We start from the raw sequence: 15006 nt of genomic DNA, 5'->3' as shown, positions 1-15006 counted from the left end.
CTTAGTGCTCCCCACTCTTTTCGCTATGGGTTTTCGCCGCCGACAGCGGACGCGCTGGCGTGTGATGCTGACCCGGACCACCGTGATCAACCTCTTTACCTTCACCGGTCACCGGACCCTCTTTGATCAGACGCATCATGTAGAGGTAGCCCACGCCAAATACCGACGAGTAAACCAGAATGAATGCCAGCAGGCTGATGCTCATGTGCATATCGCCATGCGCGGAAACCGCATCAATGGTGCGCTGTACGCCATACACCACCCACGGCTGACGCCCAATTTCGGTAGTGAACCAACCGGCCAGAATGGCGATCAAACCCGATGGCCCCATCAGCAGCGTGAACCATAAGAATGGACGCGAATGATACAAGCGACCTTTGAAACGCAGCCACAGGCTGACCACGCCCAACGTAATCATCAGCAAGCCCAGCGCCACCATCACGCGGAATGACCAGAAGATGATGGTTGAGTTAGGGCGATCCTCTTTCGGGAAGCTCTTCAGCGCAGGAATCTGCTTATCCAGGCTGTGCGTCAGAATCAGGCTGCCGAGATACGGAATCTCAACCGCATACTTCGTGCGCTCCTGATCCATATCCGGCACGCCAAATAGAATCAGCGGCGAGGCTTCACCCGGTTTATTTTCCCAGTGGCCTTCAATCGCAGCGATTTTCGCTGGCTGATGCTCAAGGGTATTCAAACCATGCGCGTCACCAATCATCGCCTGAATCGGCGCGACAATCAGTGCCATCCACAGCGCCATGGAGAACATCTTACGAATCGCTGGATTGTCATTGCCGCGCAGCAGATGCCACGCGCCCGATGCACCAACAAAGAAGGCGCTGGCAAGGAAGGCACCCACCGACATATGGAACAAGCGGTAAGGGAATGAGGGGTTGAAGATGATTTTCAGCCAATCTTCCGGTACCACAATGCCGTTCTGAATGATGTAGCCCTGCGGCGTATGCATCCAGCTGTTCGAGGCGAGGATCCAGAAGGTGGAGAAGATGGTGCCGAGCGCCACCATGCAGGTTGCAAAGAAGTGCAAGCCAGGGCCGACGCGGTTCCAGCCAAACAGCATCACACCGAGGAAGCCCGCTTCAAGGAAGAAGGCGGTCAACACTTCATAGGTGAGCAGCGGGCCGGTAATACTGCCTGCGAACTGCGAGAAACCACTCCAGTTGGTACCAAACTGGTACGCCATCACCAGACCGGATACCACGCCCATACCGAAGTTAACGGCAAACGCTTTCGACCAGAAATGGTAGAGATCGCGATAGGTCTCGTTACGGGTTTTCAGCCACATTCCTTCGAGCACCGCCAGGAAACTGGCGAGACCGATGGTGATGGCTGGGAAGATAATATGGAAGGAAACAGTAAAGGCGAACTGTATCCTTGCCAGATGAAAGGCATCTAATCCAAACATTGCTTACCTCATTGCCACAAATTACACCGAATTTTTACTTATATTTAACAAGCAGATCGCAACGCAATATTTCGCCTTGCTTAAAGAAATGTCGCACCAATGTAAAAGGAAGCCGTGCGAACGAAAATAAACAGTGGAAGTCGGTAAAACTATAACAGTGTTTTTTGATTTCGATCATTGTTTTCCTTGGAAACTAATACTTTAAAATCACTACGTTAAGGTTAATCACCCTCATTCATTGTGACAATATTGTTATTATTTTCAGGTAATTGCCGCTGCACTTATCAGGTAAATACTTCATTTATTTATTTTTTAGTGCGGAGAATAGATCGATTATTTTTCCCAGGGCGATTTCAGCTGTAAATATTTCCGGACAGGCGCAACGGATCTAAAATGTTAATTAAAAGATAATATTTTTAGAGCAAATGGATATATTCCTGCTGAATATTTTCCACATGAGGTTAATCGGTAGTGGTTAACCCATTGAGTCATAACATTTGCCTGCGGGGACGAGCTGTGCTTTTTTAAAGCAGCAATCAACCCGTTAATCCGCGAAGGAGTGGTTATGACCCGTCTTACTGCACAGGATTTCCCTCAGGAATTGCTCGAACTTTACGATTACTACGCTCATGGCAAGATCAGCAAACGCGAATTTATTTCTCTGGCGGCAAAATTCACCATTGCCGGGATGACGGGTGCCACGTTGTTGAGCGCAATGAGCCCCAACTATGCGCTGGCGCAGCAGGTTGAATTTACCGATCCGGCGATCAAACCCGAATACATTCACTATCCGTCACCGCAGGGTCACGGCGAGGTACGCGGTTATCTGGTGCGTCCGGCAAACGCTACAGGCAAAGTGCCCGCCGTAGTGGTCGTGCATGAGAACCGTGGCCTGAATCCTTATATCGAAGATGTGGCAAGGCGCGTGGCGAAAGCGGGTTATATTGCGCTGGCGCCAGATGGCTTAAGTTCGCTGGGGGGTTATCCGGGTAACGATGACGAAGGTAAAACCATGCAGGCCAAAGTCGACCCCACCAAACTGATGAATGATTTCTTTGCTGCGGTAGATTTTCTGATGCACCACGAAGCAGGCACCGGCAAAGTGGGCATTACCGGTTTCTGCTACGGCGGCGGCGTTGCCAATGCGGCGGCGGTGGCGTTTCCCGACTTAGCCTGCGCCGTGCCATTTTATGGACGTCAGCCCAAAGCCGAGGACGTGCCGCGTATCAAAGCTCCGTTGCTACTGCACTATGCGGCGCTGGATAAAGGGATCAACGAAGGCTGGCCCGCCTATGAAGAAGCGCTGAAGGCGAACCACAAAATCTTTGAAGGCTATGTTTATCCCGGCGTGAATCACGGTTTTCATAATGATTCGACGCCGCGCTACGACAAAGCCGCCGCCGAGTTGGCCTGGAGCCGCACGCTGGGCTGGTTTGAGAAGTATTTGCACGCCTGATGCCGTAAGAGTGCCATGAATGGCGACCCTACGCGGATACAGCCGGTTTTTTGTAGGGTGCGCATTCATGCGCACCTGCATAAAAAGATATTTTTTTGCTTAACTGGTCGGCATTACGCCATTTATGGCGACCCGATTAATGCGCAGGCTTCAAAATGCGATGCACGTTGCTCTCTAACCAATCCGCCAGCCCAACCACCTGCCCTTCCACTTCATGCCCTAAAGACGTCAGACGATACTCCACATGCGGCGGCACCACTTCATAAGCAATACGCTCGACAAAACCATCTTCTTCCATATAGCGCAGCGTCTGCGCCAGCATACGTTCACTCACGCCACCAATCTTGCGGCGCAGTTCGCTAAATCGCAGCGTTTCTTCGCGCAGCGCTAATAATATCAGTACGCTCCAGCGGCTGGTGATACGCTTGAGCACCTCGCGTGACGGGCAATTGACATTAAGCAACTCGCCACGGGTAAATTTATCACTCATCTTTTCAGACACTTAAACCATCTCCGCCAAACTAACAAATCTGTAAGTACTTACTAAAAGTTAGTTTATCTCGTAGGCTGTTTGTAAACCAGCTCAAACTGAAGGAGAACATCATGATTGCGATTACAGGTGCCACTGGCCAACTGGGCCGTTTGGTCATTACCGAATTACTGAAAAAAGTGCCGGCCAGCGACGTGATTGCGGCGGTGCGTTCACCCGAGAAAGCGGCGGATCTCAAAGCGCTGGGCGTCACGCTGCGTGCGGCGGATTACAGCAAACCGGAAACGCTACAGAGCGCCTTTGCTGGCATAGATAAAGTGCTGCTGATCTCCTCAAGTGAAGTCGGCCAGCGCGTTGCCCAGCACAAGGCGGTGATCGACGCCGCGAAAGCCGCAGGCGTTAGTTTAATTGCTTACACCAGCCTGCTGCACGCCGACACCACCCCATTAGGATTAGGCATTGAGCATCGTGCAACGGAAGCGGATTTGAAAGCCTCTGGCGTTCCCTACGCGCTGCTGCGCAACGGCTGGTATACCGAGAACTATGCGGCGAGCATTGCGCCCGCCCTGGCACAACACGCCTTTATTGGCGCAGCTGGTGAAGGTCGCATCTCATCGGCGGCGCGTAGCGATTATGCAGCTGCGGCGGCAGAAGTGATCAGCCGTGACGATCAGGCTGGCAAAGTGTATGAGCTGGCCGGTGACGACAGTTATACGCTGGCGCAATTCAGTGCCGAAATCGCTAAACAGTCGGGTGAAAAGGTTGAATACATCAACCTGCCGCAGGCGGAGTTCGCCGCGGCGCTGAAAGGTGCCGGTTTGCCGGATGGACTGTCTGAGATGCTGGCAGATTCAGATGCCGGAGCCGAAAAAGGTGGATTGTTCGATGATAGCCATACGTTGAGTAAACTGATTGGCCGCCCAACCACGCCGTACGCGGATGTGATTAAGGCAGCGCTGAAGAAGTAAGGTGCGCTTGGTCCCTCACCCCAGCCCTCTCCCGCACGCAGGCGAGGGAGCCGATCGAGTTCGTCTCAGCCGCTGAACATTCCCTCTCCCGCCGGCGGGAGAGGGTTAAGGTGAGGGGAAAACCGCTCAGCTCCCGCTGCGTTTGCCATAAATTGATCAAGCCATCTCGCTCTTTTTTAGTCTTATTTTAGCGATTTTCTTAATTACAGATAATTCTGGGCAGCTATTTAAACATCCATCTCAAGCACTGCTTTCATTTCCTGAAATATAGCCCGTTGTAATCGCTCAAAATTCATAAAAACAGGCTATCCATCGACATGATTTATTACGTTCATAGATAAATCGCATTGTTGTTTAGCCCTCTCAAACCTCTATAATTTGTCCTTTACGCATTCAAGACTTTACCAGGAGGCTGCTATTAATACTAACCAACAGCAATATAACGCTTTCGAGGATCGACGCGCAGATGCTGAACTGGAGTATCAATATAATCCTCATGAATTTGTTCGTGAAGGTGTGCAAGATTCGGAGCCAGAACCCGAGCTGATCGAAGGTCTGCCCGCGCCGGATGCGCTGACGCCTGCCGATCGCTACATGGAGCTGTTTGAGCAGGTGCAAACCTCGCACATATTTGCCGACAGCAAAACGTTTCCAGACTGCGCACCCAAATTCGATCCGCTGGATATTTTAATTCGCTTCCGTCGCCGTAAACGCGCAGCGGATTTTGATCTTGAAAGTTTTGTGCACGAACATTTTTATTCACCGCAGGTGAATGAGAGCTTTTATGTTTCTAATCCGGATAAAACCTTAACGGAACATATTGACGACCTGTGGCCCGTGTTAACCAAAATGCCACAGCAGCATTTAGCACACTCATCGTTACTGCCATTACCGAAACCTTACGTGGTGCCCGGTGGCCGTTTCGGGGAAACCTATTATTGGGACTCTTACTTCAGCATGCTGGGCCTTGCTGATGCGGGGCGCGACGATTTGCTGCGCCACATGGCGGATAACTTTGCCTGGCTGATTGATAATTACGGCCACGTGCCAAACGGCAACCGTACTTACTATCTCAGCCGCTCGCAGCCGCCGGTGTTTGCGCTGATGGTTGAGCTGTTCGAAGAAGATGGTATTCGCGGCGCGAAACGCTACCTCGATCAGCTGATGAAGGAGTACCAGTTCTGGATGGACGGCGCGGGCGAGCTGATGCCGCATCAGGCTTATCGCCATGTGGTGCGCATGCCCGACGGTTCGCTGCTAAATCGTTACTGGGACGATCGTGATACGCCGCGAGACGAGTCGTGGCTAGAAGATATCGAGACCGCGAAAAAATCGAGCCGCCCAGCGAACGAAGTTTATCGCGATCTGCGTGCCGGGGCGGCTTCGGGTTGGGATTACTCCTCACGCTGGCTGCGCGATCCGCAGCGCCTGGCGAGTATTCGCACCACACAATTTATTCCGATCGATCTCAACGCGTTCCTCTACAAACTGGAACTGATGATTTCAACGCTGTCGCATGCCAAAGGCGAAGAGCTGACGGCGCTGGCATGGCAGAAAAAGGCCGATGGCCGCAAGCAGGCGATTCACCGTTACCTGTGGGATAACACCGCCGGGGTTTACCGTGATTACGACTGGCGCCGCGAGCGTTTCGGCGCCTTCACCGCCGCGGCGGTTGTGCCGCTGTTCCTCGGCCTCGCTTCGCCGGAACAGGCGCATTTGCAGGCGGTGGCGCTGCGTCAGTTGCTGCTCACGCAAGGTGGCTTGTTAACATCCATGGTGGAAAGCGGCGAGCAGTGGGATAAACCCAATGCCTGGGCTCCGCTGCAGTGGATGGCCGTTGTCGGTTTGAATCACTACGGTGAAGAGACGCTGGCGACAGAAATTGCCGTCAACTGGCTGAATACGGTGAATAATTTCTATTCGCTGCATCATAAGCTGGTGGAAAAATACGACATCAGTGGCGATCGCGCCCGTCCGGGTGGCGGCGGTGAGTATCCGTTGCAGGATGGCTTCGGCTGGACCAACGGTGTCACCCGCAGGCTGATGACAATGTACGGGCATTTGCTGGCGGATTGATAAACGCTGTAGGGTCGCCATTCATGGCGACCTTTTAACATCAATTACTTCTGCAAAAACGCCAGCAGATCCGCATTCAACCGATCCTGATGCGTCACCGCAAAACCATGTGGACCATTCTCGTAAACCTTAAGCTCCGATCCTTTAATCATCTCATGGACCAGTTTGCCGGTGGCTTCGAACGGCACAACCTGGTCATTGCTGCCGTGAATCACCAGCGTCGGCACATCCACTTTGGCAATATCTGCGCGGAAATCGGTCTCAGAAAACGCCGTCACGCAATCGATGGTGCCTTTCAGCGATGCCAGTAGCGCAATGTTCAGAGTTTGCGTCAGCACGCCGTCAGAAACCGTTTGCCCCGCGTTAATGCCATAGAACGGCGTTGCGAACTCTTTAATAAATTGCGCACGATCTTTGCGTAAGCCATCTTTAATGCCGTCAAATACCGATTGCTCAACGCCTTCTGGATGATCGGCCGTTTTGCCAAAGATCGGCGTTACCGCCCCCAACAGCACTAAACTTTTCACCTTCGCCGTGCCGTAGCGGCCGATATAGCGTGATACATCGCCACCGCCCATTGAAAAGCCCACCAGCGTCACATCATCTAACTGCAGATGTTCAATCAGGCCGTGAATATCATCGGCAAAGGTATCGTAGTTATAACCCTCCCACGGTTGATCGAGCGACCGAAGCCGCGACGGTCAAAAGCAATCACGCGATAGCCACGTTCGGCGAGAAAATTTAGCTGGCTGTCCCACATATCAGCATCCAGCGGCCAGCCGTGACTAAACAGCACCGGCTGGCCCTTACCCCAATCTTTAAAATAAAGATTAACGCCATCTTTCGTCTTAAATGAACTCATTCGTTTGCTCCGTTAGTGAGTGATGTCGTGTGTCTGCCAATAAAACTACATCGAACGACGGGCGGTTTACTGTAAGCAAGTTTAGGCGCCATGGCGGCGGATGGGAGAGAGGTGGGCGTTTTTTTTCGGCAGCGTTAACCCGCTAAGCCAAATCCTTGCTTGCCGTTTTTCTTAATCTGATACATCGCTTCGTCGGCGCGGGTTAGCGCATCCTCAAAACGGTCGAGCTCCTGTACCTGGGCGATGCCTATTGATGCGCCAATTTGTGCATGCCCGTTATCAACATCAAACGGCAGTAGCGCGGCATCCAGCACCGCCTGCAGCATAATGCGCACTTTGGGATAATCGATAAGGAAAGGGATCAGTAGCACAAACTCATCGCCGCCCAAGCGTCCAATCACCACGTTGGGCAGCACCACGGCGCTGATGCGCTGGCTGAGCTGAATTAACACTTCATCGCCGCTGCGATGACCCAGCGTATCGTTGACGTGCTTAAAATTATCCAGATCGACAAACGCCACGCACAGCGGCCCCTTTGCTTTCATCTGATTAAAATGGCTGGGCAGCGCATGGCGATTGGTAAGGCCAGTAAGCGGATCGTGATGCGCCAGCGAGGAGAGCTGCGCTTCGTACTCTTTCTCTTTGGTCATATCAATGTGCGTACCGGTCACCTTGATAGGATTACCTTGATCATCCCATTCGGTCACGCGCCCGCGATCCAGCACCCACTTGATGTTGTCGTTCTTACCGAGCATGCGATGCAGCGCTTCGTAGTAAGGCGCGCGGCCCTCAATATGATCGTAAAAGGCTTTCAGCACGTCGTCGGCATCGTCGGGATGCAGGCATTCACGCCACACATCAAACTGGGCTTTGGTTTCTTTTGGCTGAAAACCGAGCATGGCGCCCCAGCGGCGGTTGAAAATCACTAACTTACCGCTCGGAATATCCAGCTGCCACAAGCAAAGCCCGGTACCATCCAGCGCAGCACTTAACTTATTACGCGCGTCATGCGCTATACGCTTTAAGCGCGCATTGTGCTTTTTCAGGATCTGGATCTGCTGACGCAGCGCTTCTTCTGACATGGTTGGCTGAAGGCGAGGAAATAAGCGCTATTTTGCCTGCCAGGAAGTTTCTGTAAATAAAACAAATGAAAAGCCGATTAGTAGCGGTAAATTGCAGCAACCTCAGGAGTAACGTCGAATGTAACCGGCAAAAACAGCGAACTTCACTAATTTAAGCGCCAGCTTTTAGTAAAATCCACTCACATCCGCTACCCGCCAATGGCGATTCGATAGCCCCATTCAGCCGTCATTTACCAGAATTTTCTCAGCTGCCATTTAATTCCTGCTTAACAGCGTGCCGCTGTGAGATGTCATTGGGCGCGTCAAGATTGCGCCAGAAAGTTGCACAGCCACGCTGGCAGTGCATGACGCCGTTAGCGAAAAGGAAGAGATGAGTCGTGGTAATACGTATTCTAAGCATGATCGTTCTGTGGAGCCTCTGTCTCTCAGCCTGGAGCGCTGCCCCATTAACTTTCACGCCACGTTACGGACTCGTCTCTCCTGAAGTGTCGCTGAGCCCATCGAGCCAACGCTGGCTGTCGCGTCATCCCGTGCTGCGCGTTGGCGTATGGAACAATGCCATTCCGCCCTATATGGTTGAATTTGAAAAAGGAACTTACGAAGGCTTATCGGCTGACTACCTGGCCATCATCGCTAAAACCATGAACCTGCCGGTGAAGATCACGTTATATGACACCCGTCAGCAAATGGTGGATGCGCTGCGAGCCGGCGAGATTGATCTCACTCCCTATTACACCCAGGCAGCCAACCAGGACACACACCTCGAACTGAGCATCCCCTATTCGCTGGCACAGAGCGTGTTAATTAGTCGTCGTCAGGCAAAATTTGATCGGGAATTGAAAGACGCTAATTACCGACTCATGTTTTTCGGCGATACCGCACTCAAAAACTTATTACATCAGCGTTATCCAAAGGCCTATTTAGTGCCCGCTTCACCGCATTTATGGGCGTACACCGAAACAGCATTGAGCAACAACACGGTGTTTTGGAGCAATACCGCCACGCAGCGTTACTTATCGCAACGCGGCCTGCAAAATATTATTGAGTCACACGACACGCCCTACACCAATGACGTTGATGCCCGTTTTGCCACCCGCGCTGACAATCATCCGCTTATCACCGCCATTAATGAGATTCTCGCCAATATCCCACTGCGTAACGCCGTGCAAATCGCCGAGGCCTGGGGCCTGGATTATCGCTCGGTAGTGAAAAATCATCCCCTCGATCTCAGTGATGAAGAGGCTAAATGGCTGGAGCAGCATCGCGATATCACCGTATTTTACGATCCCTCGCACCTCCCTTTTACTTTTGTCGATGCCAAACAGCGCGTGGTGGGATTGAGCGTAGAGCTGCTCAATCTCATCTCTCAACGCACGGGAATTCATTTTCAATACCAGGCGACGCATGGCTTAAACAGGATGCGTGATGCGCTGGTCAAGCAGCCTCATTCGCTATTGGCGGTGAGCGACGCGGCTTCGCAACAAAATAAACATATCCGCTATTCGCGCTCATATATCTATTCACCCTGGGTGGTCGTCACGCGAAAAGAGAGTAAATGGCACAGCCTGGATGAGATGGCAGGCAAACGCGTGGGTCTGTATGAACGCGTTTATTATCGTAACGACCTTCGTCGTAGCTGGCCGGAGGTAGATTTTGTTGAAAATGCCGTCTCGATTGATTTTCTCGGGCAGCTGCAGGATAAGCAGGTAGACGGTTTTATCGTGCCTTATGAATCGGCACAGTTTTTACTCAATAATCACTTCAATGACCGTTTCAAAGTGGCGTTTGTCGCCCCATTACCGATGTTTCGCATGGCAATGGCCGCCAATGTTGCGGATAAACATCTCATTTCAATCCTGAATAAAGCGCTGTCAGATATTCCGCAGCCCACCATCCAATCGCTGATGGAACGCTGGATTAAGTACACGCCGCCCGCCACCAGCACCTCATGGCAGAGCTATCGCAGTTATATGCTGCGTTTCGGCATAGGCGCTGGCCTGTTTTTGCTGTTCTTCCTGTGGCGTAACCATCTGTTGAAATCCTCACTCGCGAAGCAACGCAAGCATGAAGAGGAGATGGGCCAGCAGCTGCACTACATCGAGACACTGCTGGAGGATGTGCACAAAGCCAAGCGGGCAGCGTTACGTTCCAGCGAGGCGAAAAGTACCTTCCTCTCCCACATGAGCCACGAAATCCGCACGCCGCTGGCGGCGCTGATTGGCCTGCTGGAAATCGAGCATTTGGGGCAGAGCGATCAGCAGCAGCGGCAGAAGAATATCGATCTGGCGTGGCAATCCTCGCGTTCACTGCTTTCGCTGGTTGGCGACATCCTTGATCTGGCGAAAATCGAATCCGGCCATTTCAGTATTCGCCCGATGACGATGTCGCTCAGCGATGTGATTCACGACACCGAAGCGCTATTCCACCAGGTGGCACTCAATAAAGGCATAGCGCTGAATGTGATACTCGAAATTGACCAGGATTGTGTGATGTTTGATCCGGTCGCTTTAAAGCAAATCTTGTCGAATCTGGTGAGTAATGCCATCAAATTCACCACCAGCGGCGCAGTGGAAGTCGTACTGTATCAAGCGGATACCAGTAAACCCGACTATGTGCTGGAAGTGTGTGACAGCGGCTCGGGTTTAACGCCCGAACAACAGCAGGCTATTTTCGATCCCTTTATTCAGGTTGATCAAGGCACTAACCGCGTCAGCGGTACCGGACTTGGGCTCAATATTTGCCGCCGTCTGGCGGCGATGCTGGAAGCGGAGCTGCACGTAGAGAGTGAGCCTGGAGTAGGCAGCGTATTTATGCTGCGCTTCAGCGCTCAGCCCAGCACGCTGTTTGAAGCAGAGGTTGAGCCTGAGCAGGTAGATGACATTGCCCACGTATCACTGCGCATGCTGATTGTTGATGATAACGCCACCAACCAGCTGCTGTTGGCACAGCAGCTGCGTTACGCCGGGCATCACGTTTTAGTCGCGGATGGCGGTGAAGCGGCGCTGACATTATGGCGTGAGCATGAAATCGATCGCGTAATCACCGACTGCAACATGCCCGGCATGGACGGCTTCGAGTTTACCCGTCAGCTCCGTATAGAAGAGAAGCGCCTTAATCGCCGCATCGTCCCCATTTATGGCCTCACGGCCATGGCGGAAGAGCGCGTTGCCCAGCTCGCCATTCAGGCGGGGATGAATGGTTGCCTGTTTAAACCGCTGGAAAGCACGCAGCTGCTGAAAGTGGTGACGGGAGCAGCACCGACTCATTCACGCCCTGACACATTACTCACGCTGGAAAACCTTGCGGCCAACGATCCGCAAGCCTGGCACGATTTGGTGACCACCGCCCAGCAGCAGAACGCGCGCGATCTTGCGCAGCTAAAGCTGGCGACGGAAGAAGCGAATTTTGCCAGCGCACGCCACGCCGCACACCAATTGCTCGGCAGCGCCAAGCTACTGCATGCCGAAGCGTTACAACACAGCAGCCTCGCTGCCGAGCAAGCGGCTGAGGAAGAAGATCATGCGCTGCTGCAGCAGCAATTGCCAGCGGTTATCGCTGCCGTGGCGCAGCTGGAAGAACTGTTCCTACATACACTAGAAAAAAACCACATTGATGAGGTGAAACCATGAAAGAAACTGCGATTTGGCAGGTCGCCGTATTAGATGACCATCCGCTGATTGGCAAAGCGATTCAGTATCGCCTGGCACAGGAACCCGAGCTGGAGCTGGTGGGTACTTTTGCCCAGCGTCAGCAGCTGATGAGTTTCCTGCAGCAGAATTCGGTGGATGTGCTGGTACTCGATTACATGCTGGGCGAAGAGGATCTCGACGGCTTGCAGATGGTGAAACAGCTTCGCCTGCGCTATCCCGATTTGAAAATTCTGGTCTCCTCGTCGATGGAGAAACCGGCCATTGTCCAGCTGCTGTTAAAAGCGGGTGTACACGGTTTTATCGGTAAGAGCGAAGAGCAGGAAGTATTAGTGACTGCTATTCATCAGGTGTGCCGCAACAAGCGTTTTCTCACCTCAGAGATGTTGCTGGAGATGGATAAGTTCCAGGAAAGCGATCGGGAGATGCATGACTACTTAATGCCACGCGAACTGGGTGATGAGCTCAAACTGCTGCTGCGCGATCTCAGCCCACGCGAGATCGAAGTGATCCGCTGCTATCTTGATGGCTTGAGCATCACGCAGATCGCGGTGAAATATGCGCGCAGCCGCAAAACCATCAGCGGGCAAAAGCAGACTGCGCTGCGCAAACTGGGGCTGCGATCCGATCTGGAATTATTCAAATACAAGGATCACTTCAGCGGCGTGCTGCACCATTAAGGCCGAACCTGGCGGATAAATTGTGTTCTGTGACGCGGATCAAGGCTTATTGTTGGTGCCGTGTTGTCAGCATGTTTACTAGAATGGTAGTTTATCAGTCATCACAGACACGATGACGGTGGATGACATTATGCAGCTGACAATGCGTTGGTTTGGTCCGAAAGAAGATAAAGTTTCGCTGGAATATATTCGCCAGGTGCCGGGCGTACGTGGCGTGGTTGGCGCGCTCTATGACGTGCCGGTGGGTGAAACCTGGCCTGTCGAAAAGATTAATGCGCTGGTTGAGCAGGTGCACGCCGCCGGTCTGACGGTGGAAGTGATCGAAAGCGTCAATATTCATGACGACATTAAAATCGGCCTGCCCAGCCGCGATCGCTACATTGAAAATTACCAGCAGAGCATCCGCAATCTGGCCAACGCGGGCGTTAAGGTGATCTGCTACAACTTCATGCCGGTGTTCGACTGGATGAAGACCGACATGAACTATGTTTTGCCCGACGGCTCGCTCACCATGGCTTTCGAGAAGAAAGGCATTGATAAGAGCCTTGATGAAGTGGTGCAGGAAGTGCTCGGCAATGCGAATGGTTTCGCCCTGCCCGGCTGGGAACCCGAACGTCTGGCAAAAGTGCAGGATCTGTTTGCCCAATACAAAGATGTGGATGACGCAAAGCTGCGTGAAAACCTCGCCTACTTCCTCAAGGCGGTGATCCCGGTGTGTGAAGAGGTGGGCGTGAAGATGGCGATCCATCCGGACGATCCGCCGTATTCGATCTTTGGCCTGCCGCGCGTGGTGAAAAATCGCGACGATCTTGACTGGATCTGTAACGTGGTGGATTCCGAAGCTAACGGCATCACGCTTTGTACCGGATCGATTGCGGAAGATCCCAGCAATGACGTGTACGCCATTCTGGCCGAGTTCTCCCGCCGCAGGCGCATTCCCTTTGCCCACGTGCGTAACATCAAAATTATTCAGGACAAAGATTTCTACGAGTGCGCGCACCCAACGGAGTACGGCTCGCTGGATATGTATAAAGTGCTGCAATCGATGTACGACAACGGCTTCGATGGCTACATCCGCTCGGATCATGGTCGCTTTATCTGGGGCGAAACCGGTCGTCCGGGCTATGGTTTGTACGATCGCGCGCTGGGTACTACCTACCTGCTGGGGCTGTGGGAAGCGCTGGGTAAGCGTTGAGTTTGGTGCGTTTTTTTCCCTCACCCTAACCCTCTCCCGCCCGCGGGAGAGGGAACCGATCGCGCCCCATCGAACATTATCTCACTCCCTCTCTTTCACGGAAAATGGCTCTTTCTGCTCCCTCTCCCTGTGGGAGAGGGCTGGGGTTAGGGCATCAGAATGCAGCAAACTCCGTATAAAGCACAACTTAACAAATCCCTGCTCCTCGTTTGCCGTTAAATATATACAGTTAAACTGTATATATTGCGGAGAATCACCATGTCTGAACAGAACAAAGCCGTTGTGCGTCGCTTTAACCAACAAGTGATCGCCGAGGGGGATCGTCAGGCCTTTGATCGGCTCGTCGCCGCACACTTCGTTAACCGCTCAGCACCCGCGGGCGCACCCAACGATCGCGAAAGTTTGTGGCACACCTTCGATCGGATCCTGCGCCCCGCGCTCTCCAATTTACAGGTGAATATTGAGGAGCAAATCGCCGAGCGCGATTGGGTCACTACGCGCAAAAGCATTGGCGGCGTTCACAGCGGATCGCTGATGGGCATTGCGCCCACCGGTTTAGCCGTGACGATCGCCGTGATCGATATGGTACGCATTGAAAACGGACAATACGTTGAACATTGGGGGATGAACACGCTGGCGGCGGTGATCAATCACCTGCGTAGCGCCAGCCCGTCGGTTTAAAGCAGCTTGCGCAATGCAGCCAGGCCTTTCTGCAGATCGTCACGATCGGATTGCTCAAGGCTGGCGTTAATGCGCGCCGCAATCCACTCCGTGCGCTGTTCGCGTGCCGTGACCAGGTGTGCGCGTGCGCAATCCCTCAACACAATCACCTGCGCTCGCGCGTCCTGCGCGCTTTTTTGCCGCAGTACCAAACCTTGCGACTCCAGCTCGTTAATCACCAACCGCATACTTTGATGCTTCACGCCGCGCAGCCGCGCGAGCTCGGCGATGGAGAGCGACTGATGGCTTTCGAGCAAGTCTAAGGTTTCATACTGCGAGGTGCGCACGGTCGCAGTACCAACCCGCACGTTACGCACGAAGTGGCTGACAAGCTGACGGAGCTCTTCCGCCAGCTGCTGAGTTTCGGATTTCGGAGTCAAAGGGGGCCATTCCTGCACGCTATCGTT

11 protein-coding genes and 1 pseudogene are annotated in these 15006 nt (G+C 52.9%); 7 read left to right on the top strand and 5 right to left on the bottom strand.

What is annotated here, in order from left to right:
• Position 1: 1 nt before the first annotated feature.
• Positions 2-1423 carry a cytochrome ubiquinol oxidase subunit I gene (locus CRO19_RS12410; protein ID WP_097096072.1) on the bottom strand — a complete coding sequence of 474 codons (1422 nt, stop codon included), beginning with the start codon at positions 1421-1423 and terminating at the stop codon, positions 2-4.
• 565 nt (positions 1424-1988) lie between these two features.
• Between CRO19_RS12410 and yghX the strand changes: the two genes are divergently transcribed.
• The gene (yghX, locus tag CRO19_RS12405) at positions 1989-2879 is read left to right on the top strand and encodes a YghX family hydrolase (RefSeq protein WP_097096071.1); all 891 of its coding nucleotides are present in this window, start codon (positions 1989-1991) and stop codon (positions 2877-2879) included.
• A 136-nt stretch (positions 2880-3015) separates the two neighbouring features.
• On the opposite strand, the gene CRO19_RS12400 is transcribed toward yghX, so the two are convergent.
• Entirely contained in the window at positions 3016-3381 is a 366-nt protein-coding gene (locus CRO19_RS12400) for a winged helix-turn-helix transcriptional regulator (protein WP_097096070.1), read from the bottom strand.
• Between the two features lie 101 nt (positions 3382-3482).
• Here CRO19_RS12400 and CRO19_RS12395 point away from each other — a divergent pair, with 101 nt between their 5' ends.
• Positions 3483-4337, top strand: coding sequence for an SDR family oxidoreductase (locus tag CRO19_RS12395; protein ID WP_097096069.1), 855 nt, complete (start codon positions 3483-3485; stop codon positions 4335-4337).
• 378 nt (positions 4338-4715) lie between these two features.
• The gene (gene treF, locus CRO19_RS12390; protein WP_097096068.1) at positions 4716-6413 is read left to right on the top strand and encodes an alpha,alpha-trehalase TreF; all 1698 of its coding nucleotides are present in this window, start codon (positions 4716-4718) and stop codon (positions 6411-6413) included.
• 44 nt (positions 6414-6457) lie between these two features.
• On the opposite strand, the pseudogene CRO19_RS12385 reads toward treF, so the two are convergent.
• Both CRO19_RS12385 and CRO19_RS12380 read right to left on the bottom strand, forming a co-directional pair.
• Positions 6458-7275 (bottom strand): annotated as a pseudogene (locus CRO19_RS12385) (alpha/beta fold hydrolase).
• 134 nt (positions 7276-7409) lie between these two features.
• Positions 7410-8357: a sensor domain-containing diguanylate cyclase gene (locus tag CRO19_RS12380; RefSeq protein ID WP_097096067.1), complete on the bottom strand. Its 948-nt coding sequence runs from the start codon at positions 8355-8357 to the stop codon at positions 7410-7412.
• Between the two features lie 377 nt (positions 8358-8734).
• On the opposite strand from CRO19_RS12380, the gene CRO19_RS12375 reads away from it, so the two are divergent.
• The 4 genes from CRO19_RS12375 (at position 8735) to CRO19_RS12360 (ending at position 14560) form a co-directional block, all read left to right on the top strand.
• On the top strand, positions 8735-11986 hold the full coding sequence (locus CRO19_RS12375) for a transporter substrate-binding domain-containing protein (protein ID WP_097096066.1): 3252 nt from the start codon (positions 8735-8737) through the stop codon (positions 11984-11986).
• The gene (locus tag CRO19_RS12370) at positions 11983-12684 is read left to right on the top strand and encodes a response regulator transcription factor (protein WP_097096065.1); all 702 of its coding nucleotides are present in this window, start codon (positions 11983-11985) and stop codon (positions 12682-12684) included. Before CRO19_RS12375 ends, CRO19_RS12370 begins: the two co-directional genes overlap by 4 nt.
• Positions 12685-12814: 130 nt before the next feature.
• Entirely contained in the window at positions 12815-13879 is a 1065-nt protein-coding gene (gene uxuA / locus CRO19_RS12365) for a mannonate dehydratase (protein WP_097097649.1), read from the top strand.
• Positions 13880-14137: 258 nt separating this feature from the next.
• Entirely contained in the window at positions 14138-14560 is a 423-nt protein-coding gene (locus CRO19_RS12360; RefSeq protein WP_097096064.1) for an ester cyclase, read from the top strand.
• Here CRO19_RS12360 and CRO19_RS12355 read toward each other — a convergent pair.
• A complete protein-coding gene (locus CRO19_RS12355) occupies positions 14557-14979 on the bottom strand; it encodes a MarR family winged helix-turn-helix transcriptional regulator (RefSeq protein WP_097096063.1) in 423 nt (140 codons plus the stop codon). The genes CRO19_RS12360 and CRO19_RS12355 overlap by 4 nt on opposite strands.
• Positions 14980-15006 lie beyond the last annotated feature (27 nt).

Source organism: Candidatus Pantoea floridensis, from assembly GCF_900215435.1.
In the GTDB taxonomy this organism is placed as follows: Bacteria; Pseudomonadota; Gammaproteobacteria; order Enterobacterales; family Enterobacteriaceae; genus Pantoea; species Pantoea floridensis.
The sequence above is the reverse complement of the archived record's forward strand: the minus strand, read 5'-3'. Positions and strand labels throughout refer to the sequence as shown.

Bases quoted from the DNA above. Each gene is read 5' to 3' on its own strand.
- yghX (WP_097096071.1), top strand. From the start codon at position 1,989: ATGACCCGTCTTACTGCACAGGATTTCCCTCAGGAATTGCTCGAACTT.
- CRO19_RS12380 (WP_097096067.1), bottom strand. From the start codon at position 8,357: ATGTCAGAAGAAGCGCTGCGTCAGCAGATCCAGATCCTGAAAAAGCAC.
- CRO19_RS12410 (WP_097096072.1), bottom strand. From the start codon at position 1,423: ATGTTTGGATTAGATGCCTTTCATCTGGCAAGGATACAGTTCGCCTTT.
- uxuA (WP_097097649.1), top strand. From the start codon at position 12,815: ATGCAGCTGACAATGCGTTGGTTTGGTCCGAAAGAAGATAAAGTTTCG.
- CRO19_RS12395 (WP_097096069.1), top strand. From the start codon at position 3,483: ATGATTGCGATTACAGGTGCCACTGGCCAACTGGGCCGTTTGGTCATT.
- CRO19_RS12360 (WP_097096064.1), top strand. From the start codon at position 14,138: ATGTCTGAACAGAACAAAGCCGTTGTGCGTCGCTTTAACCAACAAGTG.
- CRO19_RS12370 (WP_097096065.1), top strand. From the start codon at position 11,983: ATGAAAGAAACTGCGATTTGGCAGGTCGCCGTATTAGATGACCATCCG.